Source organism: Buttiauxella sp. BIGb0552 (assembly GCF_004366275.1).
Taxonomy (GTDB): Bacteria; Pseudomonadota; Gammaproteobacteria; order Enterobacterales; family Enterobacteriaceae; genus Buttiauxella; species Buttiauxella gaviniae.
Map to the genome: position 1 here is coordinate 377,349 of NZ_SODY01000001.1, position 24,181 is coordinate 401,529.

Annotated in this window: 24 protein-coding genes; 15 read left to right on the plus strand and 9 right to left on the minus strand. The window is 48.8% G+C overall.

Going from position 1 to position 24,181, the window contains the following annotated elements; all coding sequences use genetic code 11:
- Positions 1 to 6: 6 nt before the first annotated feature.
- Complete coding sequence (locus EDF88_RS01815; protein ID WP_064519145.1) at positions 7 to 1,125, plus strand: S-(hydroxymethyl)glutathione dehydrogenase/class III alcohol dehydrogenase; 1,119 nt, start codon at positions 7 to 9, stop codon at positions 1,123 to 1,125.
- Positions 1,126 to 1,174: 49 nt separating this feature from the next.
- Here EDF88_RS01815 and EDF88_RS01820 read toward each other — a convergent pair whose 3' ends face one another.
- Positions 1,175 to 1,525 carry a helix-turn-helix domain-containing protein gene (locus EDF88_RS01820; RefSeq protein WP_134182482.1) on the minus strand — a complete coding sequence of 117 codons (351 nt, stop codon included), beginning with the start codon at positions 1,523 to 1,525 and terminating at the stop codon, positions 1,175 to 1,177.
- Between the two features lie 122 nt (positions 1,526 to 1,647).
- Here EDF88_RS01820 and EDF88_RS01825 point away from each other — a divergent pair, with 122 nt between their 5' ends.
- A complete protein-coding gene (locus EDF88_RS01825; protein ID WP_134182484.1) occupies positions 1,648 to 2,391 on the plus strand; it encodes an SDR family oxidoreductase in 744 nt (247 codons plus the stop codon).
- Between the two features lie 70 nt (positions 2,392 to 2,461).
- Here EDF88_RS01825 and EDF88_RS01830 read toward each other — a convergent pair whose 3' ends face one another.
- Both EDF88_RS01830 and EDF88_RS01835 read right to left on the minus strand, forming a co-directional pair.
- Entirely contained in the window at positions 2,462 to 2,707 is a 246-nt protein-coding gene (locus tag EDF88_RS01830; RefSeq protein WP_134182486.1) for a DUF2554 family protein, read from the minus strand.
- Positions 2,708 to 2,901: 194 nt separating this feature from the next.
- Positions 2,902 to 3,246 carry an SMR family transporter gene (locus tag EDF88_RS01835; protein ID WP_134182488.1) on the minus strand — a complete coding sequence of 115 codons (345 nt, stop codon included), beginning with the start codon at positions 3,244 to 3,246 and terminating at the stop codon, positions 2,902 to 2,904.
- Positions 3,247 to 3,571: 325 nt separating this feature from the next.
- Between EDF88_RS01835 and nrfB the strand changes: the two genes are divergently transcribed.
- Genes nrfB through EDF88_RS01850 form a run of 3 tightly spaced genes read left to right on the plus strand, consistent with a single transcriptional unit; the run spans position 3,572 to position 9,437 of the window.
- Positions 3,572 to 5,797, plus strand: coding sequence for a cyclic di-3',5'-guanylate-activated glycosyltransferase NrfB (gene nrfB / locus EDF88_RS01840; protein WP_134182490.1), 2,226 nt, complete (start codon positions 3,572 to 3,574; stop codon positions 5,795 to 5,797).
- The gene (locus EDF88_RS01845) at positions 5,794 to 8,574 is read left to right on the plus strand and encodes a tetratricopeptide repeat protein (protein WP_134182492.1); all 2,781 of its coding nucleotides are present in this window, start codon (positions 5,794 to 5,796) and stop codon (positions 8,572 to 8,574) included. Before nrfB ends, EDF88_RS01845 begins: the two co-directional genes overlap by 4 nt.
- Positions 8,574 to 9,437: a DUF4434 domain-containing protein gene (locus EDF88_RS01850; RefSeq protein ID WP_134182494.1), complete on the plus strand. Its 864-nt coding sequence runs from the start codon at positions 8,574 to 8,576 to the stop codon at positions 9,435 to 9,437. Before EDF88_RS01845 ends, EDF88_RS01850 begins: the two co-directional genes overlap by 1 nt.
- 44 nt (positions 9,438 to 9,481) lie before the next feature.
- On the opposite strand, the gene EDF88_RS01855 is transcribed toward EDF88_RS01850, so the two are convergent.
- From EDF88_RS01855 to EDF88_RS01870, 4 genes are all read right to left on the minus strand, one after another.
- Positions 9,482 to 9,604 carry a DUF2474 domain-containing protein gene (locus EDF88_RS01855; protein ID WP_064519133.1) on the minus strand — a complete coding sequence of 41 codons (123 nt, stop codon included), beginning with the start codon at positions 9,602 to 9,604 and terminating at the stop codon, positions 9,482 to 9,484.
- Positions 9,604 to 10,617, minus strand: a complete 1,014-nt coding sequence (cydB, locus tag EDF88_RS01860) for a cytochrome d ubiquinol oxidase subunit II (protein WP_064519131.1) — start codon at positions 10,615 to 10,617, stop codon at positions 9,604 to 9,606. Before cydB ends, EDF88_RS01855 begins: the two co-directional genes overlap by 1 nt.
- Positions 10,617 to 12,017: a cytochrome ubiquinol oxidase subunit I gene (locus EDF88_RS01865; protein WP_064519129.1), complete on the minus strand. Its 1,401-nt coding sequence runs from the start codon at positions 12,015 to 12,017 to the stop codon at positions 10,617 to 10,619. Before EDF88_RS01865 ends, cydB begins: the two co-directional genes overlap by 1 nt.
- A 504-nt stretch (positions 12,018 to 12,521) precedes the next feature.
- Complete coding sequence (locus EDF88_RS01870; protein ID WP_064519037.1) at positions 12,522 to 12,953, minus strand: antitoxin HicB; 432 nt, start codon at positions 12,951 to 12,953, stop codon at positions 12,522 to 12,524.
- A gap of 277 nt (positions 12,954 to 13,230) precedes the next feature.
- Here EDF88_RS01870 and EDF88_RS01875 point away from each other — a divergent pair, with 277 nt between their 5' ends.
- The 3 genes from EDF88_RS01875 to EDF88_RS01885 all read left to right on the plus strand — a co-directional run bounded on the left by EDF88_RS01875 (position 13,231) and on the right by EDF88_RS01885 (position 16,018).
- Entirely contained in the window at positions 13,231 to 13,935 is a 705-nt protein-coding gene (locus tag EDF88_RS01875) for an alpha/beta hydrolase (RefSeq protein WP_134182496.1), read from the plus strand.
- Positions 13,936 to 14,072: 137 nt separating this feature from the next.
- Positions 14,073 to 15,485: a PLP-dependent aminotransferase family protein gene (locus EDF88_RS01880; RefSeq protein WP_134182498.1), complete on the plus strand. Its 1,413-nt coding sequence runs from the start codon at positions 14,073 to 14,075 to the stop codon at positions 15,483 to 15,485.
- A gap of 2 nt (positions 15,486 to 15,487) precedes the next feature.
- A complete protein-coding gene (locus EDF88_RS01885; RefSeq protein WP_134182500.1) occupies positions 15,488 to 16,018 on the plus strand; it encodes a GNAT family N-acetyltransferase in 531 nt (176 codons plus the stop codon).
- On the opposite strand, the gene EDF88_RS01890 is transcribed toward EDF88_RS01885, so the two are convergent.
- The gene (locus EDF88_RS01890; RefSeq protein ID WP_134183222.1) at positions 16,010 to 16,801 is read right to left on the minus strand and encodes an IclR family transcriptional regulator C-terminal domain-containing protein; all 792 of its coding nucleotides are present in this window, start codon (positions 16,799 to 16,801) and stop codon (positions 16,010 to 16,012) included. The genes EDF88_RS01885 and EDF88_RS01890 overlap by 9 nt on opposite strands.
- A gap of 313 nt (positions 16,802 to 17,114) precedes the next feature.
- Here EDF88_RS01890 and EDF88_RS01895 point away from each other — a divergent pair, with 313 nt between their 5' ends.
- From EDF88_RS01895 to benD, 7 genes are all read left to right on the plus strand, one after another.
- Complete coding sequence (locus EDF88_RS01895) at positions 17,115 to 18,233, plus strand: muconate cycloisomerase family protein (RefSeq protein ID WP_134182502.1); 1,119 nt, start codon at positions 17,115 to 17,117, stop codon at positions 18,231 to 18,233.
- Positions 18,234 to 18,243: 10 nt separating this feature from the next.
- Entirely contained in the window at positions 18,244 to 18,534 is a 291-nt protein-coding gene (gene catC / locus EDF88_RS01900; protein WP_064519027.1) for a muconolactone Delta-isomerase, read from the plus strand.
- A 77-nt stretch (positions 18,535 to 18,611) separates the two neighbouring features.
- On the plus strand, positions 18,612 to 19,538 hold the full coding sequence (catA, locus tag EDF88_RS01905) for a catechol 1,2-dioxygenase (protein WP_134182504.1): 927 nt from the start codon (positions 18,612 to 18,614) through the stop codon (positions 19,536 to 19,538).
- A gap of 88 nt (positions 19,539 to 19,626) precedes the next feature.
- On the plus strand, positions 19,627 to 21,012 hold the full coding sequence (locus tag EDF88_RS01910) for a Rieske 2Fe-2S domain-containing protein (protein ID WP_064519023.1): 1,386 nt from the start codon (positions 19,627 to 19,629) through the stop codon (positions 21,010 to 21,012).
- Complete coding sequence (gene benB / locus EDF88_RS01915; protein WP_064519021.1) at positions 21,009 to 21,497, plus strand: benzoate 1,2-dioxygenase small subunit; 489 nt, start codon at positions 21,009 to 21,011, stop codon at positions 21,495 to 21,497. Before EDF88_RS01910 ends, benB begins: the two co-directional genes overlap by 4 nt.
- 14 nt (positions 21,498 to 21,511) lie before the next feature.
- Positions 21,512 to 22,540: a benzoate 1,2-dioxygenase electron transfer component BenC gene (benC, locus tag EDF88_RS01920; protein WP_134182506.1), complete on the plus strand. Its 1,029-nt coding sequence runs from the start codon at positions 21,512 to 21,514 to the stop codon at positions 22,538 to 22,540.
- Positions 22,541 to 22,549: 9 nt separating this feature from the next.
- Positions 22,550 to 23,323: a benzoate diol dehydrogenase BenD gene (gene benD / locus EDF88_RS01925; protein WP_134182508.1), complete on the plus strand. Its 774-nt coding sequence runs from the start codon at positions 22,550 to 22,552 to the stop codon at positions 23,321 to 23,323.
- 38 nt (positions 23,324 to 23,361) lie between these two features.
- Here the strand turns inward: benD and EDF88_RS01930 are convergent, their stop codons facing one another.
- Positions 23,362 to 23,790 (minus strand): TOBE domain-containing protein, encoded by a 429-nt coding sequence (locus EDF88_RS01930; RefSeq protein WP_134182510.1) that lies wholly within the window; start codon positions 23,788 to 23,790, stop codon positions 23,362 to 23,364.
- Between the last annotated feature and the right edge of the window lie 391 nt (positions 23,791 to 24,181).

Below are 24,181 nucleotides of genomic sequence, written 5' to 3' on the forward strand. Positions count from 1 at the left end.
AAGAACATGAAATCACGTGCAGCTGTTGCATTTGGCCCAGGCAAACCGCTTGAAATCGTAGAAATTGATGTAGCACCGCCACAAAAAGGCGAAGTGCTGGTAAAGATTACCCATACTGGCGTTTGCCATACCGACGCTTTCACCTTATCTGGTGATGATCCTGAAGGCGTGTTCCCGGCAGTGCTGGGCCACGAAGGCGGCGGTATCGTTATGGAAGTGGGCGAGGGTGTTACTAGCCTGAAACCAGGCGATCATGTCATTCCTTTGTATACCGCAGAATGCCGCGAGTGTAAGTTCTGTAAATCAGGCAAAACTAACCTGTGCCAGGCCGTTCGTGCCACTCAGGGTAAAGGTTTGATGCCGGATGGCACCACGCGTTTTTCTTATAATGGCGAACCGATTTACCACTACATGGGCACCAGTACTTTCAGTGAGTACACTGTGGTTGCGGAAATTTCTCTGGCAAAAGTTAACCCGGAAGCACCACTGGATAAAGTGTGCTTGTTAGGTTGTGGTGTCACCACCGGTATCGGTGCAGTGCACAATACTGCGAAAGTAAAAGAGGGCGATACTGTTGCAGTATTTGGCCTGGGTGGTATTGGTCTGGCGGTGATTCAGGGTGCGGTACAGGCGAAAGCCGGGCGTATTCTGGCCATTGACACCAATCCAGAGAAATTCAAACTGGCGACCGAAATGGGTGCGACCGATTGCATCAACCCGAAAGACCACGAAAAGCCAATTCAGGATGTGATTGTCGAACTGACCGACGGCGGCGTGGATTTCAGCTTTGAATGTATCGGCAACGTCAATGTAATGCGTTCCGCGCTGGAATGCTGCCATAAAGGCTGGGGCGAAAGCGTTATCATTGGTGTAGCGGGCGCAGGTCAAGAGATCAAAACTCGTCCGTTCCAGTTAGTAACCGGCCGCGTATGGCGTGGTTCTGCATTTGGTGGAGTGAAAGGGCGTACACAGTTGCCAGGTATGGTGGAAGACGCGATGGTTGGCAAAATCAACCTTGACCCGTTCATCACCCACCGTATGCCGCTTGAACAAATCAATGAAGCCTTCGATTTAATGCATGAAGGTAAATCGATTCGTACCGTTATCCATTTCGGCGATAAGTAACCGTTAAAAACCCTCACTGATTCTATTTAATAGCGTATCAGTGAGGGGGCTACTCTCTCAACTTCTCACTATTTTCCCGCATCCAGTCTGCTAATGAATCAAGCGTAGGGCGTAGCGACTTTCCTAATTCCGTTATCTGATACTCCACTCTCGGTGGCACTTCTGCGAAGACTTGCCGGGTCACCAATCCTCTGGATTCAAATTGGCGTAGCTGGCGCGTCAACTCTTTTTGAGTAATGGGATGAACCGCACGCTGTAGATCGCTAAAGCGCACCGGCTCACCAATGATTATCAAGCGGTAAAGAATCGGGATTGCCCATTTCCCAGAAATCAGATTCACAAAACTGACCATCGGGCAGCTTTCACCTGCTATTGGCAAGGCCGAAAAATTATTTATCATGTTTGCTCCTGTGAATTGTCAATCCATCCCATCAAGTGCCTTAGTATCCAAACGGTACCTACTATCCAAAAGATACTATAGCGTAAATAATGCCCTGACTAGCCAATCGCGGGGTAACGGTAATGGGCAGACTTCAAGGTAAATACGCATTAATCACCGGTGGCACTAGCGGTATTGGGTTTGAGACGGCGCGGCAGTTTCTTGCGGAAGGGGCGACGGTTACTATCACCGGACGTAGCGAATCAGGATTATTGGCCGCGAAAGAGCAACTGGGAAATGTACATATCATTCGCAGCGATGCGGGAGATATCGATCAACAACGTGATTTGGCTGAACAGATTGCACAATGGTGCCCGCGTCTCGACGTGTTGTATGTAAATGCCGGTGACGTAACGCATCATCCGTTACAGGAATGGGACGAAAGCAGTTATGACCGATTGATGAATACCAATCTTAAAGGGCCGTTCTTCATGATTCAGGCGCTATTGCCACTTCTGGCTAACCCATCGTCGATAATTGTCTGTGGTTCCGTGAGTGCACATATTGGTTTGCCACAAAGCAATGCTTATGCGGCCAGCAAAGCCGCAATCCTTTCTCTCGCGCGAACCCTTTCTGGCGAGCTGCACTCGCGAGGAGTTCGGGTGAATGGATTAAGCCCTGGCCCAACTGAAACCCCGGCTTTGGGTAAGCTTGGCAATGGTGCATCGGAGGAAGTACTCCGCGAAGAGATTCGTGCGCTCGTGCCAATAGGTCGTTTGGGTACGGCTCTCGAATTGGCAAAAGCTGCCGTCTTTCTCGCATCCGATGAGTCTGCCTTTATGGTCGGCAGCGAATTATTAATAGATGGTGGGGTGGGCAATTTGTAAGAGCGATTGAAGAGCTCAGTTCGATTTACCACAGTAGATATTCGTTTAAATCGAACTGAGTTATATCGTCTTAAAGTGGATAAGTCCCCGCGCGGCGCTCCTTCACGTGAAAATGCTGCTCACGAAAATCGGCGGCGGAGTCTTCGGCAGCCTGACGGATTTCGTCACTATCAGCCTGATGGCGTAGTAACATGTCAGCACTTTTGACGACCAAATAAAAATGACCATGTGTTTGCGCTGTAGTCTGGCCGGAAAAGAGCGCCGTGCCTATCAGCAACAAAATCATCCCTAATTTTGACCTCAATTGTTTAACCATTACCATCAACCTCATTAACTTGACGGGCACACTGTATAGATAATTTCGTCTAGTTACTATTCAACTTTTAGAAATAAAGCAAAAGAATTGTCAGCAGTGTAAAAGGTTCAATAGTTAAGATTTGGTTTACGAATGGTTAATAATTGATATGCCATGCTGGCAAGCTTTCGTGTTGGAAAAGACCGCAAACATGGCTATAAAAAGAGGGAATAATGCGCGACCGACTTTGAAAACAAGTTAATGACCAACACGCCAATAATGATCAATGCCATACCCGCAATCGCCGGCCAATCGAGTTTCTGCCCCAAAAAAATCCAGCCCACCGCACCGATTAACACAATTCCAGCACCTGACCAGATTGCATAAATAATCCCGGTAGGGATGGTGCGCATGGTTACCGATAGGCAATAAAACGCCACGCCGTAAAACACAATTGTGACCACGCTTGGCCATAAACGGCTAAAGCCTTCGGAGAGTTTCAGTGAAGTGGTCGCAATCACTTCTGCAATAATTGCCACAATCAGCCAGATATAAGTCATGTTTGTTTCTCCCTCACTATTCAGGCCGTCAATGTAAAGATCAAAGCCATTTCTGGCAAGAAATGCCCCTCACTGTTATAGAAAATTCTCATTTTGTTTCCTTGCTGTATATCCTGTAACAGTTGTAAGTGTCAGTTGAAAACACTGGTTTTAGCGTTGATGATACAATTTCATGGATTGTAAAAAACGTTAATTCTAGATTTATATCCTTCCTGGATTTATCTTATTACACTATGATACCGGTAACATTTGAGGCCTTACTGTAGATGCATCTGACCTCTTGTGGATGGCTGCAACAGGCTTTACGTGACCTTTGGGGTAAAAAATGGACTGGTTTGTTGATTACTTTTCAACGTATCTCTACGGTTTGAAAGTTGTCGCTATTACTCTGGCGATATTGATGTTAATTAGCGGAATTGATGATTTATTTATCGATATTGTTTACTGGGTTCGCCGGGTATGGCGCTCGGTTACGGTATACCGCAAAAATGATTATCTGGACTATAAAGCCCTATATGAGCCGCAAGAAAAAGCGTTGGCTATTATGGTCCCTGCATGGAATGAAACCGGGGTTATCGGTAATATGGCGCGTCTTGCCGCCAGTTCACTGGACTACGAAAACTACCATATCTTTGTAGGGACTTACCCTAATGACCCGGATACGCAACGTGATGTAGATGAAGTCTGCGCACGTTTTCCAAATGTTCATAAAGTGGTATGCGCACGGCCTGGTCCCACCAGCAAAGCAGACTGCCTGAACAACATTCTGGATGCTATTTTACAGTTTGAAAACAGCGCGCGTTTTAATTTCTCCGGTTTTATTCTTCATGACGCAGAAGATGTTATTTCTCCACTCGAATTGCGTCTTTTTAATTATCTGGTTGATAGAAAAGACTTAATTCAGATCCCAGTTTATCCGTTTGAACGCAAATGGACACACTTCACAAGCTTGAGTTATCTGGATGAATTTTCAGAGCTGCATGGTAAAGATGTACCGGTACGTGAGGCCTTAGCGGGGCAGGTACCCAGCGCAGGGGTGGGTACATGTTTTAGCCGCCGTGCGGTTTTGGCGCTATTAGCCGATGGTGACGGCATTGCGTTTGATGTGCAGAGCCTGACGGAAGATTACGATATTGGTTTCCGTCTGCGTCAAAAAGGGATGGAAGAGATTTTTTGTCGCTTCCCGGTTGTTGACGCAAATGACAAATCGGCCAAACCTTTTGGTCAACGTGCTCGAACCGCCAATGTTATCTGCGTGCGCGAATATTTCCCTGACACCTTTGCCACAGCTGTGCGCCAAAAGTCTCGCTGGATAATCGGCATCGTGTTCCAGGGTTTTAAAACTCACCGCTGGAGTTCAAGCCCGGTTCTCAACTATTTCCTGTGGCGCGACCGCAAAGGTGCGATTGCAAACTTTCTCAGTTTCGCGGCAATGCTAGTAATGCTGCAACTGGTTGCCATCATCATTTATCAGCGCATGGTCGATGGGGCATGGCAATTCTTATCAATATTTGTCGGCGGTACATGGCTGACGATGTTGCTGTGGATTAACTTACTGCTGATGTCTAACCGCATCATTCAACGCATGATATTCGTGACAGGCTATTACGGACTGGGGCAAGGTTTATTGGTATTGCCGCGCTTGTTCTGGGGCAACTTGATTAACTTTGTGGCGAACTGGCGGGCGATTAAGCAGGTTATCCAACATGGCGATCCACGTCGCGTGGCATGGGATAAAACTACTCACGATTTCCCGACCGTAAGCGATCAACGCTCTGCTCAACCTCTGGGTTATATCCTGGTGGATTCTGGTGTGATTACCCAGGCTGAACTTGAAGAAGCGCTGCAAAAGCGCATTCCAGGCCTAAAACTGGGCGGAAGTCTGGTGCAATTGGGCTATATCACTGCATATCAGCTTGCTGTTGCGCTGGCAAAACAAGCTGAAGTGCCAATGGAGTCAATCGATCCTCTTGCACTTGATGAATCATTGATTAAGAGCGTTCCTGCAAAAGTGGTGCAGCACCATGCGGTTCTGCCATTGCGCATGGAAGGCGACACCCTTGTTCTGACTTGTGAAAACTCGATCGATCCGGTTTCGCTGTCGGCGCTGGGCCGCAAACTCGGGCGGAATGTGAGCTACGTTATTGTGCCGCGAGGCCAGGTAGTTATTGGCCTGCGTCATTGGTACGGCGATGAACAATTGACGAAGGAAAAGCAATTGCTCGACTGTGCCGTCAAAGAAAACCTTCTCACGAAAGCGCAGGCTGATGAGATTTGGGACAAATATGTCTCCGGGCAACTTCTGTTTGCTGAAGTGTTGAGTAATGAGTCTCACCTCAATGAAGCTGTTCTGCGAGCTGTTCTATTACGTTATGAACGCAGCGATTTGATGTTCGGCGAGTTTCTGGTGCAAGAAGGGGTAGTGAGTCAACACGTTGTTGATCACGCGCTGGCACAGCAAAAGAGATTGCAACCCTCGTTCAAAGGCCTACTGCAAAAAGCAGGTATCAGCGGATTGCAACAGGCTCGACTATACGGGGAGGCAGGATGAAGATACGTCTAACCCCGCTGGCAGCTCTGGTTTGCGGTGTTTTACTTGCCGTACCAGCTTTGGCTGCTAAGGAAGGATCTAAACAAGATCTAGGACTCAATGATTACCTTTACTTCAAGGTTTATCCGCATATTGAGCGGGCACATGAAGCCTTGAAAGCAAATGATGAAACTCGTGCATTGCGTAGTTTTGAACATGCCCATGCAATGGCCCCCGAGAGTGTGCGCTTGTCGTTATGGCTTGCTGAGGCTTATCGGCACTTCGGCCACGATAAGAAAGCTCGGGAATTGCTGGAAACTGAGCTCGCGAAAAGGCCACAAAACGCTGACTTACAGCGCGCACTGGTGGCGATTCCTGTGCCTGCTCCAGAAGTCAAAACCTACGAGCAATTGCTGGCATTCCAGAAAAACTGCGATGCCTCACCGGGCGTTCAGTGTCGCAGTGAAGTAGGCAACTATGCTCTCAAACTCAATCAGTTAGATATTGCCCGAGCGCAGTTGTCTGACACGAAATTCCGTCACTCAAAAGAGGGGCAGCAACTGACGGACAACTACACGCAGCGGGCAATTTTCTTGCAACAGTGGAGTGCAGCAGACCAGGGTTTTGCCCTGTTGGACAGTGAGGCGACACTGACTGACGCACAGTATCAACAATGGTTTGCCATTCTGTTACATATGCAGCGTGACCAACGAATCCTGGATTTGCAAAGCCAGGGAGTGATGAACAGTGCCGGAATGCAACTGGCTTACGCGCAGTCATTGGCTGAGCGTAATGCTCTGACTCAGTTGCGCCGTTATCTCGCAAACCGTAAACCGGTATTTGATTCAGCCATAGAAGAACGTAATTGGATGCGGTTATTGGCAACCTATAGCCAGCAACCAGGGCGCACAGTTGCGGGATGGAGCGTTAAACATCCAGAAAACAAACAGTATGTTTTATCGACGTTAGTACCCATCCGCATCCAAAAAGGTGACTGGAAAGGGGCGAACGAACTGCTCAATACCTTCCCGGAAATGCAGGCGCTCGATCAGCGTTTAGCATTAAGTCTGGCGCAGAAAGACACGCAGTCCAGCATGCAGCTCATTAGTAAAATCACGCAAACTCGCGGTTTATCAGCGCAAGAACTGGAAACTGCCAGCTTTCAGCTGGTTTCTATGGGTCAGGGGAAAGCGGCTACAAAATTGCTATTGCGTTACTGGCCATTTACTCAGGCCGGTAAGTTACAGCATTCACTGAGTATACGTTTGTATAGCCAGCTTGCAGCACATCCGGATTGGTTGACCGCCGAAAATAAAGCTCGCCTTGCCAGACCTTTGCCGACCGCCACGCAACGTATGGCACAGGCACGACTATTCCAGGGGCAGGAAAACTGCACGCAGGTGCGAAACATATTAGGTGATTTATCTGCGCAGTATGACGCTGAAAGCTGGTCGCATCTTGCGCAATGCTATCCGGGGCATCCAGGCCTTGCGCTTTACGCTGCCGAACAAGCGGTTGCGCGTGACCCTTCGCCATTTTACCAACGTCAGGTGGCTTATCTGGCTTACGCTACAGAAGATTACGCACTTGCCAAAGCGAGTTGGGCACAGGTTCCTGCCACAGAAATGGTGGATAACGATGTGCAGGCTGCGGCTCGCAGCGCAAAACTTGCCGGAGACGAAAAGGCCTTTGCCCATTGGCAGAATGTTGCCTCACAGCGTGGAATGTCGGATCTGAAACTGGAATCGACTCCCGTAATGGATGATGCCGCACGTGGTTTTGCACTATTAGCGCAAGGTAAGCATCGCGAAGCCCGCGATGCACTGGAAAAAGCCCGTGAAACCCACACGGACTCGCCAGAGATCTTACGCCAGTTGGTGTATCTCAATGAACGACTGGACGATAAGCCGAAAACTAAGCAGTACAGCGAGCAAGTTGTGGATGACATTGATAACAGCATCACGCCACAACAACAGCTGAGCGACAAACAACAAGAAGACCGTTTTGCGTTCCGCCGAACTCACGAAGATAGCCAACGTCGCTGGACTTTCACCTACGATGGTTCATTCGGTTTAACGCCAGACTCACTTAATAGTGGAGGCAGCAATAACGGGGTTCAGCAGGGGAAAAGTTATCGTAGCTATCAACAATTTGAGGCTGAGTACCGTATCGGTAAAAACCAACTCATCGACGGCGATCAGCTTTCCGTTTACAGCCGTGTGTTTGCAGGTAGCGACAGCAATGGCCAGCAGAACTTTATGCCGGTATATGAGCCAATGTTGGGTGTTGGTGTGCGCTGGAAACCGCTTCGTGACCAGGTTATTTATCTGGCGGCTGAACAACAGATCCCGTTGGATCATCATCACGGCCAGGCTGACGTTATGCTGCGTGCCAGTGCCTCGTTCTTTAACGGCGGTAAATATAGTGATGATTGGCATCCGACAGGAAATGGTTGGATAGCTCAAAATCTCTATCTGGATGCGGCGCACTTTGTTAAAGCGGATTATCAAGTTTATACCGCCGATTACCGCATGAGCTGGCATCAAAAAATCAACGGCAAACAAACTATTGAGCCTTACTGGCATGCCCAGTACAACGCCAGTACTGATACTCCGTATCGTGACAACACCCTTGGTGGTGTCGGTGTGAGACTGAATACCTGGTTTGGGGAGACACACTACAGCGCCTTCCCACACAAAGTCAGTGTTGGGCTTGAGTATCAGCGTGCGTTCTCCGGGCATAACCGCGATACAGACTCCAAAAATAATCTTTTCCTGACTCTGGGAGCCCGCTGGTAATGAAGATCCTATTAACCGCGTTACTGCTGGTTACCCCTTTTGCCAATGCCATGAATGCGGTGATGTATCAGCCGCAACTGCGTGATACCACAGTGACTGATGCCCAGTGGCAGAGCGTGTTGAACAAACTCAAAGGGCAGGGAATTGATACCCTGGTATTGCAGTGGAGCCGCTACGATAATGCGTTTCGCGATGGTGAATCTCGCGCCTGGCTTGAACATAAAGCGCAACTAACCACTACCAACGGTATGAAGCTCGTTATCGGCCTTGCTGCAGACGGTCAATTTTTCGAACGGCAAAAACAGCCGCTCCCCGCGCTAGAAAATTATCTCAATCGCTTACGTGCTGATGATGTTGCAGTAGCAAAACGTTGGGTAGACGTACTGGGTGAAAAGTCGATTGCGGGTTGGTATATCAGTAGTGAACTCGATGACCTGCGCTGGCGTGACCCGCAAATGCAGCAAGCAGCGCTTAGCTGGCTGAGTAAAACCCGTCTGTCATTGGCGGCAGTTGCTGATAAACCCGTTGCTGTGAGTAGCTTCTTTGCCGGAAATATGACACCTGACTCTTACCGTAAATGGGTAACAACCCTTAGTCATAGTGGCGTAAAAGTGTGGGTGCAGGATGGAGCGGGAACGCAAATGCTGACTGCTGCTGAACGGGCGCTGTACCTGAAAGCACCGTCTGCGGGGAAAGTTATCGAACTGTTCCGTCAGGATAAGCAGGCCAAAACTTTTAAAGCGACCCCTGCACCAGCGGAGTATCAGCAAAAATGGCTTGCGACACCTGTCCCGCCGGGGCAGGACAGAGTCTACTTCTCATTGCGTTATATGAGTGTGGCAAGCGGTGTGTTAGCCAGGTAAAAATCAATGTCGGATATGCGTAAACGTTATCCGACATTTTTATCTCAGGACTTAAACCCGGCGGCTGTCATCAACAGCCGGAATCCCATCCCCACAGCGGTCAAAGCCAAAACACTCGCGCCCCATAACGCCACCATCCATAACAAACGGATCCCGGTCTGTTTCATCAGTGATACCCCTCGCCATGTTGTACTTTTCCGCGAAAAACGTAGTAGCTCCAGAAGGTGTAAACCAAAATGATCGGGATAATAAACAGCGCGCCGACCAGCATAAACCCCTGGCTTTGCGGTGGCGCTGCGGCCTGCCAAAGCGTAATTGACGGCGGAATGAGATAGGGCCAGATACTGATGCCCAGTCCGCTAAAGCCTAAGAAAATCAGCCCCAGCGTCAGCAAAAACGGTGTGCTATGCCAGCTTTCCTCAGAACCGACTGCTTTCCATAACCAGATGCTGCACAACACCACCAGGAGGGGGACCGGCAACAGGAAGTACAGATTCGGCACGCTAAACCAGCGGGCTGCGATTTGCGGATGAGCAAGTGGCGTCCAGATACTGATAATTGCGATAATAGCCAACATCATCACCAGCAGTGGTTTTACGGCTTTACGCATGGTTTTAAGCAATGGATCTTCGCTTTTCATGACCAGCCAACTCGCCCCCAGTAGCGCATACGCCACCACCAGACCAACTCCACAGAACAGATTAAACGGTGTAATCCAGTCCAGTTGCGAGCCACCAAAGGTGCGCCCGATGACCGGGAAGCCGGAAATTACCGCCCCAACCACAATGCCCTGGCAAAACGTCGCCACTATTGAGCCACCAATAAACGCTTTATCCCAGAAAGGCCGATGCGCAGGCGTTGCTTTAAAGCGGAACTCGAATGCCACACCACGAAAAATCAGGCCGATGAGCATTAACGTTAACGGAATGGTGAGTGCATCAATAATAACGGCGTACGCGAGAGGAAACGCCCCAAATAATGCAGCTCCCCCGAGAACCAGCCAGGTTTCGTTGCCGTCCCAAACGGGAGCCACGCTGTTCACCATCACATCGCGGTCATCTGCATCACGAACAAACGGAAACAGAATGCCGATGCCGAGATCAAAACCATCCATCACAATGTACATAAGTGTTGCGAAGACAATAATGACAAACCAGATAACTGACAGATCGACGCCCATTAACGTAACTCCTCTAATGATTGAGTTGCCGCAGAGAGCGGACGAGAAGGTGTGCCGTGCGAAGGAGGTGTATCGTCGTTAAACGGTTGTGGCCCTTTCTTAATTTGGCGGATCATATAGCTATACCCCACGCCAAATACCGACATATAGACCACAAAGAAGGTCAGAAGGCTGATGCTCATCTGCAAGTTGCCGTGTGCTGAAACAGCATCTTTAGTGCGCAGTAGACCATATACAACCCAAGGCTGGCGTCCCACTTCTGTCGTGACCCAACCGGCCAGAATAGCAATGAGCCCGGATGGCCCCATCCACATCATAAAGCGCAGGAAGGTGCGGTTCTCGTATAAACGATGGCGATAGCGCAGCCACAAACTCATCACGCCCGCCAGAATCATCAACATGCCCAGGCCTGCCATAATACGGAACGACCAGAACACTATCGTTGAGTTTGGGCGGTCTTCTTTTGGGAACTCTTTTAGCGCAGGAACTTGCTTATCCAGGCTATGGGTAAGGATCAGGCTGCCAAGTGCCGGGATCTCAAGACCAAAGCGCGTGCGCTCTTGCTCCATATCTGGCCAGCCAAATAGCAGTAGCGGGGTTGGCTCCCCGGGTACATTCTCCCAATGGCCTTCAATAGCGGCAATTTTGGCAGGCTGGTGTTTCAAGGTATTGAGTCCGTGCATATCGCCAATCATGGCTTGCAGAGGCGCAACAATTAACGCCATCCAAAGCGCCATTGAAAACATGGTTTTAATGGCTGGGCTTTTGTTGCCACGCAGCAAATGCCAGGCTGCCGATGCACCAACAAAAAAGGCACTACTGAGGAATGCGGCTACCGACATATGCAACAGGCGGTAAGGGAAGGAGGGGTTAAATACCACCGCGAACCAGTCCACCGGCACCACCTGGCCGTTGTGAATTTCAAACCCTTGCGGCGTTTGCATCCAGCTATTAGAGGCCAGAATCCAGAAGGTCGAGATAAGTGTGCCCAGTGCCACCATACAGGTGGCAAAGAAATGAAGCCCAGGCCCGACACGTTTCCAGCCAAATAACATCACGCCCAGGAACCCGGCTTCCAGGAAAAATGCCGTCAGCACTTCATAGGTCAAAAGCGGCCCGGTGATGCTGCCCGCAAATTGAGAAAAACCACTCCAGTTAGTGCCGAACTGATAGGCCATTACCAGCCCGGACACCACGCCCATGCCGAAGTTAACAGCGAAGATCTTTGACCAGAAATCGTATAGCGAACGATAAGTCGGATTTTTAGATTTCAGCCATAACCCTTCTAGCACTGCCAGATAGCTGGCAAGCCCGATAGTAATGGCAGGGAAAATAATGTGGAAGGAGACAGTAAATGCAAACTGAATTCTTGCCAGATGAAAAGCGTCTAAACCGAACATGCAGTACTCCGCATAAAAATTGATTCGATTCGATTGTAAGGCGCGTCACATTTTGGTTGTAGAAACAGACTTTCAGCATAAAACTATAACAGTTTTCCTTCTTAGGCCTTTTCAGCAGAATTCCTTCCAAACTGTATACCAATCACACCGTAATAAATGCCCATCCTTCATCGTGCGGTCTAAAAGGTTAACGATAAAAAAATCCCGGCCATGCGACTCCGCAATTACCGGGATGAATTCAAACACAGCAATATATATCTTTTTTATGTACACACCATTTATGTGTAATTCAGAAACTGAAAATCCACAATTGAATACACCTTAATTGTTAAGTTTATTTAATATTTATGCGCGAAGTAACACTGTTCAATTGGCTTGTAAATAATAAGGATATTAGTGAGAGGTTAATCATGCAAGGACACTGCTAATAGCCCATAAGAATATGATTTGAAATTAAAATATTAGCCACAAACAAATTGTAGCGGCTAATGGTTTCTATTTCTTTTATGCGACTTTTGAGACAGACACTGAAACTTCATACCCTATTAGATATAAGGCCTGTTCCAGAGTTTCTACTTTCGATGCGTGGCTGACATCCAAAAGCCTGTCAATCTGCGGGCCTTTCTGATTAAGTTTTCTTGCAAGGTCAGCCTTTCTTGTACCGGTATTAATCATCGCGTTGTGAAGAGTTGCCTTCAGGCATGTAAGCACAGGAAGGTGAATGACTAATTCGCCTTCCATCGTTGCGGATGGCGTTGGCACCGGTATGCGTGAATCAATTAACTCGCCAATCATCATGGTGATAGCATCTCTGGCCTCCAGCTCAATATCATCCTCACTAAAAGCGACTGAGTGCAAACTATCAAAGTCACGAGAACGTATTTCGTACTCATCAGTATCTTCATTTAAAGCTGCTGTTACCGAAAATTTAAACATTTACTTGGCCTTGTTTCTGGTGATGCATGCACAGTAACATATAAGATTTTAAACATAACAAAAATGTTGTCTTTTATTTTTTCAAAACAACGATAATCCAGAACGACCTCTTTATGTATCGATGTTTTTTGTCATCACTCGAAGATTTTCGTTACCAATAATACTTGAATTGATCCTATATAGCTCGGAGCTATATATGGTTGATTGTTTTGTTGAATAAACCACTGCATCACAGTAAAAATGAATAACTGACCTTATATAACAATATGGTAACGCAATGACCGACGGAGCTTTGAACGACTCTTTCCATGTGCCATTTCACGGTAAAACAATAATCGCTGAGACGACACCAGGTTGTAACGGGCATATTTTAATGCTTCATGGAGGAGGTAAAGATCGTAAGGTCTTCTCTAAATATCGCCTTCTTTTACAAGAGTTAGGCTATGGAACGACTGTTTTTGACTTCATCGGTCACGGAGAGACTGGAGGGGATTTATATGAATCTTCTCTTTTCAGTCGTACCAGACAAGCAGAAGCTGTCATTGCCCATCTGAATCATCCTTTGTCAGGATGTATGGGTGTAAGCATGGGGGCCTATAATGCACTGCATTTGAGCACTGTTGTTCAACTGCGATCCTTGATTCTCATGGTTCCAGGTGTTTACGCAAAGTCCGCTTACAAGGTCAAATTTGGTCCTGATTTTTCACAAATCATTCGCAAACATCGAAGCTGGGAAGCCACAGATGCATGGGATATTGCAGCTAGATTCACGGGTAACTTGCTTGTTGTTGCGGCACAGAATGACGCGATCATTCCTTCTGAAATACCCCAAAAGCTGGCGAATTCTGCATCGAATGCTGCCAAAAAAGATCTTCTGATTATTCCGGGGGCAGGTCATAACAGCATATGGGACAGCTTAATGCTTTCACCTGATTTATATGAAAAAACCCGTTCTGCTTTTGAAACCTGTTTATCTAAATAAATATAAAAAGCTGCCAGTCAAAAAATGACAATGCGTTGCTCATGAACCGTTGCAGATGAAAAGCTTTATTTGACTATAACAGTTGTTTAAATTGGCGTATTTTTAGTTAACTGATATAGAAACGGTACTGCCAAAAAATGAAAAAATACCAGCAACTTGCGCAGCAGATTATCGATCAAATTGCTCTTGGTGCATGGTTACCAGGGGATAAGTTGCCGTCGCTGCGCGAGCAAGTCGCACTAAGCGGCATGAGTTTTATGACAGTTAGCCATGCCTATCAGACGCTTGAAAGTCAGGGGGTAATTGTCGCTCGGCCGCAATCTGGCTATTACGTGGCCTCTCGCCCGGCAACACGGAGTGCGATAGCTCCTGTAAAAGTGACGCGTGATGAAGCGGTAGATATTAATACCTACATTTTTGATGTGTTGCAGGCCAGTGGTGACTCAACCATAGTGCCATTCGGATCCGCGTTCCCCGACCCACGTTTATTCCCGCTGCAACAACTTAACCGCTCGCTTGCTACCGTCAGTAAAACGGCAACAGCGATGAGCGTTATTGAAAATCTGCCGCCGGGTAACGAAGCGCTGCGCCACGCAGTTGCACGACGTTATGCCCAACAGGGAATGCAGGTGTCGCCGGATGAAATTGTCATCACCGCCGGCGCGTTAGAAGCGCTAAATCTCAGCCTGCAAGCGGTGACCGAACCGGGCGATTGGGTGATTGTTGAAAACCCCTGTTTTTACGGTGCGTTACAGGCGCTGGAACGCTTGCGTTTAAAGGCTCTGTCTGTGGCGACCGATCCGCAAAACGGTATCGATCTGGTGGCTCTGAAACAGGCGCTCAACGATTATCCAGTAAAAGCCTGTTGGTTAATGACCAACGCCCAGAACCCGCTTGGCGTGACGTTGTCACCAAAAAAGAAGCAGCAACTGGTTGAATTGTTGCAACAACACAATGTGACGCTCATCGAAGATGACGTATATAGCGAGCTCTATTACGGACGCGAACGCCCATTACCGGCACGTGCATACGATACGCAGGGTATTACGCTGCATTGTTCGTCATTTTCAAAATGCCTGGTGGCGGGATTTCGTATTGGTTGGGTGGCGGCAGGAAAACATGCGCGTCGTATTCAGCAACTTCAGCTAATGAGCACACTTTCTACAAGCTCGCCGATGCAGTTGGCTCTGGTCGATTATCTGGCGACCAAGCGTTACGACACGCACTTACGAAAGCTGCGGCGCGTTCTGGCTGAGCGTAAACAGCAAACCTTGCAGGCGCTACATCAGCTTTTCCCGGCGGAAGTAAAAATCCATCACACTGAAAGTGGCTATTTCGTCTGGGTTGAGCTGCCAGATTACATGGATGCCAGCGTGCTCAGTGAGCAGGCAATTGCCCATAAAATCAGTATCGCGCCGGGCAAAATGTTTACCACCGGGGGCGCGTGGCATAACTATTTTCGCCTGAATGCTTCATGGGCTTTAGGTGAGCGCGAACAACACGCAGTGCAGACATTAGCGAATCTCATCAGAAATCAAATTAAGGAGTAGCCATGGAGTACCACACCGAACGCCTGATTCTACGGCAATGGAAACAGAGTGACCGCGAGCCGTTTGCCGCGCTAAACGCTAATCCTGAAGTGATGCGTCACTTTCCTAAGACACGTACGCGTGAAGAAAGTGACGGTATGGCCAAGGCTATCGAACAACTAATAGCGCAGAACGGCTGGGGTTTTTGGGCTGTGGAGGAGAAAAGTAGCGGGGTATTTATAGGTTTTGTGGGGCTAAATATTCCTGGCTATGAGCTACCTTTTTCACCGGTTATTGAAATTGGCTGGCGGCTCGATAACGTGTTCTGGGGCAAGGGCTATGCACCGGAAGCGGCGCGTAAAGCATTGGAAGTCGGCTTTGAACAGTTTGGGATGAAAGAAATTGTGGCATTTACCGCGCTGGATAATGTCCCTTCGCAGCGCGTGATGGAAAAAATCGGTATGCAGCGCGGTGAGGAGTTTGATCATCCTCTTCTGGAGGAAGGGCATCCCTTACGGCGACATGTTGTTTACCGGATTGCCAACCTAAAGTGACATCGATAACTCTGCTGCAGCACGACGTAACGGCGGCAATATTTGCGCACGAAGATCGGCCACGGTAAGTTCTGCAGCAGGAACACCTACATTCATCGCCGCCACGACTTTCCCGCCGCGTGCCAGCATGGGCACCGCCACAGACCGCAGGCCAATTTCAAGTTGCTGGTCGTTAATGGCGTACCCCTGGCGGCGCACTAGCGCAATTTCTTCGCGCAATTGTGTAATTGTCGTAATCGAGTATTGGGTGTAGCGGATAAGTTTTGCCCGTCCCAGCCATGCTTCAAGTTCTACCTCCGGCAATGCGCTTAACAGTACGCGGCCCATTGATGTGGCCCATGCAGGCAGGCGACTTCCCCGGCCAATATCGATGCTCACCAGGTTATTGACTGCCGTGCGTGCGATATACAGCACGTCATCCCCATCAAGTGTGGCGACCGAGCAAGATTGGCTCAGACTTTTACTCAGATTATCCAGCGATATTTGCGCAGCTTTTGCCAGCGGCGTACCCGCCAGATAAGCATGCCCAACGGTCAGTACTCGCGGCAGTAATTCATAGCTGCGCCCATCAGGGCTATGCACCATACCCAGTGTCGCAAGGGTATACAGGCAACGGCGTACAGCAGCGCGTGAAATATGGGTTTTCTGACTCAGTTGCGAAATAGTCAAACGCTGGCGCTGGGGGGTAAAAGCGTTAAGCACTTCCAGGCCACGAGCCAGAGAGAGCATAAAATTAGGGTCGCGTTTTGCAACAGATTGAATTTCTTCATTTTCGCTCGCCATAACTTCAATGTTATCAGGATTGCTGCCTGCCATTTAAATGTCCCACGGTCGCGTCAGAATGTTCTTCAGAATGCGCTAACTGCTGCTTAGCGACAATCGTGAATCAATCAATATGAAGAATATTCCACTGGGATCACAAATTAACGGTGAATAACCGAAACGCGTCGATAATCGCACATAAATTCGATTACCGCCGTTGACGCCAGGTCGAGTGAACTCCTATTGTCAGAAAACACCGTTAAGTTTGCAGGGGCTATTCAACCGCAACCGATGGGTGATAACTATCTGATTAAAAGTGCCCAAGGGAAGAGATATGAGCGCCACTATCGAACAACTCGACACCGTGATTGTTGACCTGCCGACCATCCGGCCACACAAACTCTCCATGACCACCATGGGATGCCAGACTTTGGTTATCCTTCGTCTGACTCGCTCAGACGGTATTGTCGGTATTGGCGAAGCGACAACCATTGGCGGCCTGAGTTACGGCGTAGAAAGCCCGGAAGCTATTAAATCGGCAATTGATACCTACCTTGCGCCACTGATCATCGGGCAGGCAGCAGATAATGTGAATGCACTTGTGGCGCTGATGAACAAGTGCGTACGTGGCAATACCTTCGCTAAATCAGCTATTGAAACCGCACTGCTCGATGCGCAGGGAAAAGCGCTTGGTCTGCCGGTAAGTTCGCTGTTGGGTGGCGCACTCACCACGAAACTTCCGGTGTTATGGACGCTGGCCAGTGGCGACACCAGCAAAGACATTGCTGAAGGTGAAAAACTGCTGGAAGAAGGGCGGCATAACGCCTTCAAACTTAAAATTGGTGCACGAGATTTTCGCACCGATATGCAACACACCCGCGCCATTGTGGTCGCACTTGGCGATCGTGCCAGCATTCGTGTTGATGTGAACCAGGCGTGGGATACCAGCACCGCCGTGCGCGGTTGCGCTGAGCTTGATGCAATGGGCATTGATCTGATTGAACAGCCGGTGGCTGCACAAAACCGTGAAGCACTGGTGCATCTTAGCCAGCATTGCCGGGCTGCTATCCTTGCCGACGAAGCGGTTGCCAGCCGCGAGGACGGTTTTGATATTGCTCGTCGTGGTTTTATTGGCGCGTACGCGTTGAAAATTGCTAAATCAGGTGGCCCGGCAAGTGTTTTGCAACTGGCCCATGTGGCTCAGGCTGCGGGAATCGGTTTGTACGGCGGGACGATGCTGGAAGGTACTATCGGAACAGTTGCCTCCTTACATGCCTGGTCAACGCTGCCATTGCAGTGGGGGACTGAAATGTTCGGCCCATTATTACTGAAAGATGACATCGTTGAGAACCCGCTGCATTTTGCCAATAGTTCCGTCGAATTGCCTCAGACTCCAGGGCTTGGCGTGACAATTGATGAAGATAAGCTCAACTATTATCACCGCAAGGATTGAGGAGAATGACATGTTATTTAAAGTTGAAATGACGGTAAATATTCCGCTAGATATGCCGGTAGCAACAGCTACAGAAATTAAAGCTAAAGAAAAGGCCTATTCACAAGCCTTACAGCAAGAAGGTAAGTGGCGACATATTTGGCGCGTTGCCGGGCTGTATTCAAATATCAGTATTTTTGATGTCAAAGATGCTGATGAACTGCATGAAATATTAATGGGGTTACCGCTATACCCTTACATGGATATTCAAGTAGACGCTTTGTGTCGCCATCCATCATCAATTCGTAACGACGATAAGTAAACAACAATAATAATCTATCTTAGCCATGCTCTTTTTCAGGGTATGGCTCCCTACAAATAAGCAATGAGACAATTATTATGACAAAGAACTTCATTAACCAACCAGAAGTACAAGCATTATTAAGAGAGAGCGCCGGTTTAAATAGTACGGAGGGCGATGAGCGTTTTAAGAATATTATTCATCGCATGTTAGAAAATATTTGTGCATTGATTGATGATTTTAATGTCACCGAAGAAGAGTTCTGGCACGCAGTTAATTACCTGCACGAACTGGGTGGCAGCAAAGAGGCGGCATTATTAGCCGCAGGCCTTGGCATTGAGCACTACCTGGATTTACGCCAGGATGCTCTGGATGCAGCAGCCGAGATTGAAACCGGCACACCACGTACTATTGAAGGCCCGCTGTATGTTGCTAATGCGCCACTTTCTCAGGGCCATGATCGCATGGATGACGGGAAGGACGATGGTAAAACCATGTGGCTTTTCGGAACTGTGCGAGACACGAAAGGCAACCCGGTGGCAAATGCCGTTGTTGATATCTGGCACGCCAATACGCTGGGTAACTACTCCTTCTTCGACTCAAGTCAGAGCGAATACAACCTGCGCCGCCGCATTAAAACCGATAGTGATGGGCGTTACAGCGTGCAAAGTATTGTGCCGTCAGGCTACGGTTGCCCACCGAACGGCCCGACACAACATCTATTGAATGGGTTAGGTCGTCACGGAAATCGCCCAGCGCATATTCATTTCTTTGTTTCCGCGCCAGGCCATAAACATCTCACCAGCCAGATTAATCTCAGTGGTGATAAATATCTGTGGGAAGATTTTGCCTTTGCAACCCGTGAAGGATTAATTGCCGATCCGGTAGAAGTGACCGATGCGCAGACCATTAAAACGCGTGGCTTAAATGGCCCGCATACCGAAGTGAATTTTGATTTCACACTTTGCGTTTCTCATTCACCGGAAGAAGAGTCCCGTATCGCTCGCCTGCGCGCCAAAGAATAATAAGAGTGCCAGCGCAAGCTGGCACCGCTTTCACCTCAGGCCATACATTACATCGCGAAATAAAAGATCCCCAACGGGAGATTAAGCTATGCAAAATAAACTGAATTTATTAAAGAAAAAGATCGGTAACGCGTTAATTGTTGATCGTGAAAATGACATTTATCGCTACAACAGAAATATCTTTATTGACGAGCAGCTATTTGAACTCGAAATGAAGCATATATTTGAAGGGAGTTGGGTCTATCTGGCACACGAAAGCCAAATTCCTGAGCCAGGCGATTATTTCACGTTAACCCTTGGTAGACAGCCAATAATTATTACACGTGATAAAAAGAATGAATTGCACGGTTTAATTAATAGCTGTGCTCATCGTGGTGCCATGTTATGCCGCCGTAAAGCGGGTAATAAAAGCTCGTTCACCTGCCCATTCCACGGCTGGACGTTTAGCAATAACGGTAAATTACTAAAAGCTAAAGACGAAAGTGTGGGCGGCTACCCAGAAAACTTTAAGCAACACGGCTCCCACGATCTTAAAAAGTTACCGCGCTTTGAGTCATATCGCGGCTTCCTGTTTGGCAGCCTTTCAGACGATGTGATGCCGCTTAATGATTATCTCGGTGAAACTCTAAAAATCATCGATCTGATAGTGGATCAAGCACCTGATGGCCTCGAAGTTCTACAAGGTGCATCGAGTTACATTTACGAGGGTAATTGGAAACTGGGTGCTGAGAATGGGGCCGATGGCTATCACGTCAGTGTCGTCCACTGGAATTACGCCTCGACGATGTCGCGCCGTAATTATGAAGAAGAGGGGACTCAGGCGGTGGACGCCAATGGCTGGTCGAAAAGCATTGGTGGTGGCTATGGTTTTGAACATGGGCACATGCTGCTCTGGACGCGCGCACTTAACCCGCAGGTACGCCCGGTATTTGCCGAGCGTGAACGTTTGACTGCCCAGTTCGGTGAGTTGCGAGCCGATCAAATGGTGAATGAAACGCGCAATCTATGCCTGTACCCGAATGTTTATCTGATGGATCAGTTCTCCACTCAAATCCGTGTAATCCGCCCTCTGGCGGTGGATAAAACCGAAGTCACAATCTATTGCTTCGCACCTAAAGGCGAAGCCCCTGAAACACGAGCCACACGCATTCGCCAGTACGAAGATTTCTTCAATGTCAGCGGTATGGGCACGCCGGATGATTTGGAAGAGTTCCGTGCCTGCCAGAATGGATATTTGGGGCAAAATCTTGAATGGAGCGACCTGAGCCGTGGAGCACAGCATTGGGTTTATGGGCCAGATGAACATGCCCAAAAAGCAGGGTTTGTACCGCAAATGAGTGGCGTACGTTCCGAAGACGAAGCGTTGTACATCGCGCACCACCATCACTGGCAGCAAACCATGCTGGCGGCGATTGAAAAAGAGCAGCGCAGTTACGATGCCTCCATTACCCAACGTGTGGAGGTGACGCCATGAGTCTGGATATCAACGCTATCAGCCAGTTTCTCTATTATGAAGCGAGTCTGTTAGACGATCGTCAATGGGATGAATGGATCAGTTGCTACAGCCCGAAAGTGGTGTACTGGATGCCAGCCTGGGGTGATGACGATCAACTCACCACCGATCCCTATAGCCAAATTTCACTGATTTTTTACCCAAACCGCCAGGGTCTGGAAGACCGCGTATATCGCATTAAAACGGAGCGTTCCGGTGCCAGTACACCCGAGCCACGGACGACGCATATGCTGTCAAATATCGCTGTTGTCGGCCAAAGCGGTAACAGCGTTGATGTGCGCTACAACTGGGTGACCCATAGCCACCGCTATCAGCAGAGTGGTTATTTCTTTGGCACCACATATTGCACCCTGGATTTGAGCGAAAGTCGCCCGCAAATCACCCGCAAAACTATTCATCTGAATAACGATTACATCCGTCAAGTGATCGACATCTATCACGTCTGAGAAGAGGTAATGCCATGAGCTTTAACATCGCCCTCAACTTTGAAGATGGGGTCACACGTTTTATTTCCTGCAATGTGGGTGAAAAGGTGCTGGATGCGGCCTATCGCCAGAAAGTGAATTTACCGATGGATTGCTCTGATGGCGTATGCGGCACCTGTAAGTGCCACTGTGCGAGCGGAGAGTACAACCTCGGTGAAGATTTTCTTGAGGACGCGCTCAGTGAAGATGAAGCACAACAACGCCTGGTACTAACTTGCCAGATGGTGCCCGACTCTGATTGTGTGATTGATGTGCCTGTCCCCGCGGCGGCCTGCAAAACAGGCATCGGCAGTTTCGAAGGCACGGTAATGCGCAGTGAGGCACTGACGCCCAGCGCTATAGAATTGGTCATTGCCCTGGACAAGGGAGTCGACTTCCTGCCTGGGCAGTACGTCAATATCCAGATCCCTGGTGGGACGCAGGTACGCGCCTATTCGTTTAGTTCGCTACCTGGTGATACGCAGGCAAGCTTTCTGATTCGCAATGTTCCCGGCGGCATGATGAGCACCTGGCTTGGGCAGCATGCGAAAGCAGGGGATGTATTAACGCTAACGGGCCCTATGGGTAGTTTTTATCTGCGCCCGGTGTTACGTCCGATTTTGATGTTGGCCGGTGGTACGGGGCTAGCACCGTTTCTTGCGATGCTCAGGCAGTTGGCGAAAACTCCCGCCGAACAGCCGATTACGCTGCTTTATGGTGTGACGAAAGATACCGATCTGGTGATGGTCGAGGTACTTAACGAACTGGCGGCTCGCTTGCCAAATTTGACCTGGCTGCCGGTAGTCACAGATGAGGCATCCGCCTGCCCACAAAAAGGCTATGTCACCGATCACTTCAGTGAAGAGTTGCTTAACCAGGGTGAGGTGGATGTGTATCTGTGCGGGCCACCACCGATGGTTGATGCGGTTTTACGCAGTTTCCGCGAGCGCCAAATAACCCCGGCGAATTTTCATTACGAAAAATTCACTCCCAGCCAGAATGCAACGGACAGCGCGGCTGCCTAAGGAGCCATAATGCGATTTCATAACAAAGTAATGGTGATTACCGGGGCGGCCCAGGGCATTGGTCGCCAGGTTGCTGAACAAGCCGCTAAAGAGGGCGCGCGACTGGTTTTGATTGACCGTGCTCGCTACGTTCACGAACTTGCGCAAAACTTGCGTCAACAAGGTCGCGAAGTGCTGGCCATTGAGGCTGACCTTGAACAATGGCAGAGCACTGAAAAGGCGATGAGTGAAGCGCATCTGCACTTCGGCGTAATTGACGTGCTGGTTAATAACGTTGGCGGGACTATTTGGGCTCGCCCTTTTGCTGAGTATCAGGCTGAGCAAATTGAAGCTGAAATCCGACGCTCGTTATTTCCTACGCTGTGGGGATGTCGCGCCGTCTTACCTTTTATGCTCACCCAACAACGCGGTGCGATTGTGAATGTTTCTTCTGTGGCAACCCGTGGAGTTAACCGCGTGCCATATTCCGCCGCCAAAGGTGGGGTCAATGCGTTAACGCAATCGTTGGCGATGGAATATTCCGGAAGCGGCATCCGTATTAATGCCACGGCACCAGGTGGTACAGATGCGCCCGCGCGCCTGACTCCACGTAACCAGGAGCAGCCAAGTCCACAGGAGCAAGAATGGTATCAGCAGGTAGTAGACCAAACCAAAGAGAGCAGCCTTATGCATCGTTATGGTTCGCTTGCTGAGCAGGCCAATGCAATTTTATTTCTGGCAAGTGACGAGGCAAGCTACATCACGGGAACTATCTTGCCAGTCGGCGGTGGTGATTTAGGTTAGCGTTTAAAAGAAAAGAGGCCGGTTAGCCGGCCCTGGTTTTATTTCTTCACGGCCAATAGCACGGAAGAGGCTTTGATCAGCGCAATTAAACGGCTGCCATTTTTCAGCGCCATTTCATCTGCGGCTTCGTTGGTTACCACCGCTGTTAACTCTGTACCACCATCGGTTGCAATATTTACCGTGGTATTAACTGCGCCACGCAGCAGGGAAAGTACAGAACCTGGGAACTGATTACGCGCAGAAAACTGGAAACCGCAGTCTTCTGTAGCCAACATCACCCATGGTGCTTTGATCAGTGCTACGGCCTCTTTACCTGGATTTAATCCTAATGCTTCCCGGCTGGAGCGAGTCACAACTGCCACCAGCTTGCCACCGCTATTTAGCGTAAGTTCTACTTCGTCATTAATCGCGCCATCCGCGATATGGCTAACCGTGCCAGTGAGTTGGTTACGTGCGGAAATAGTCATTTTCTCTCCTTTTAATGATTAACAGTTATTCTAAGCGTAGAGCATTAGGAAGTTATCTCAATCAGCTGGATATTCAGGGTTGCAATTACAGTCTTGTAAATCCGTCACCAGCCCATCGAGCGTCGTGAACCTGAGCAACCTGCATTTCTCTTCACCATCCATATGAAATTTCAATAAATGCGAAAATTGATAGCGCAGATTAGCAGCCTCGCTTACACCTTATCTACACTTTAAAAATCATCCAGTTATCTTACCGCAGGAAAAATTTCAGGTACGCGCTTTACTGCGCTGTCTATCACATCCTGGTGAAATTTCCTTGCAGCCCTGTGCTTGCCATATTTACGCAGACTATTGTTTTTGTACGGGGATTTTTTTGGACTTCGGCACTGAT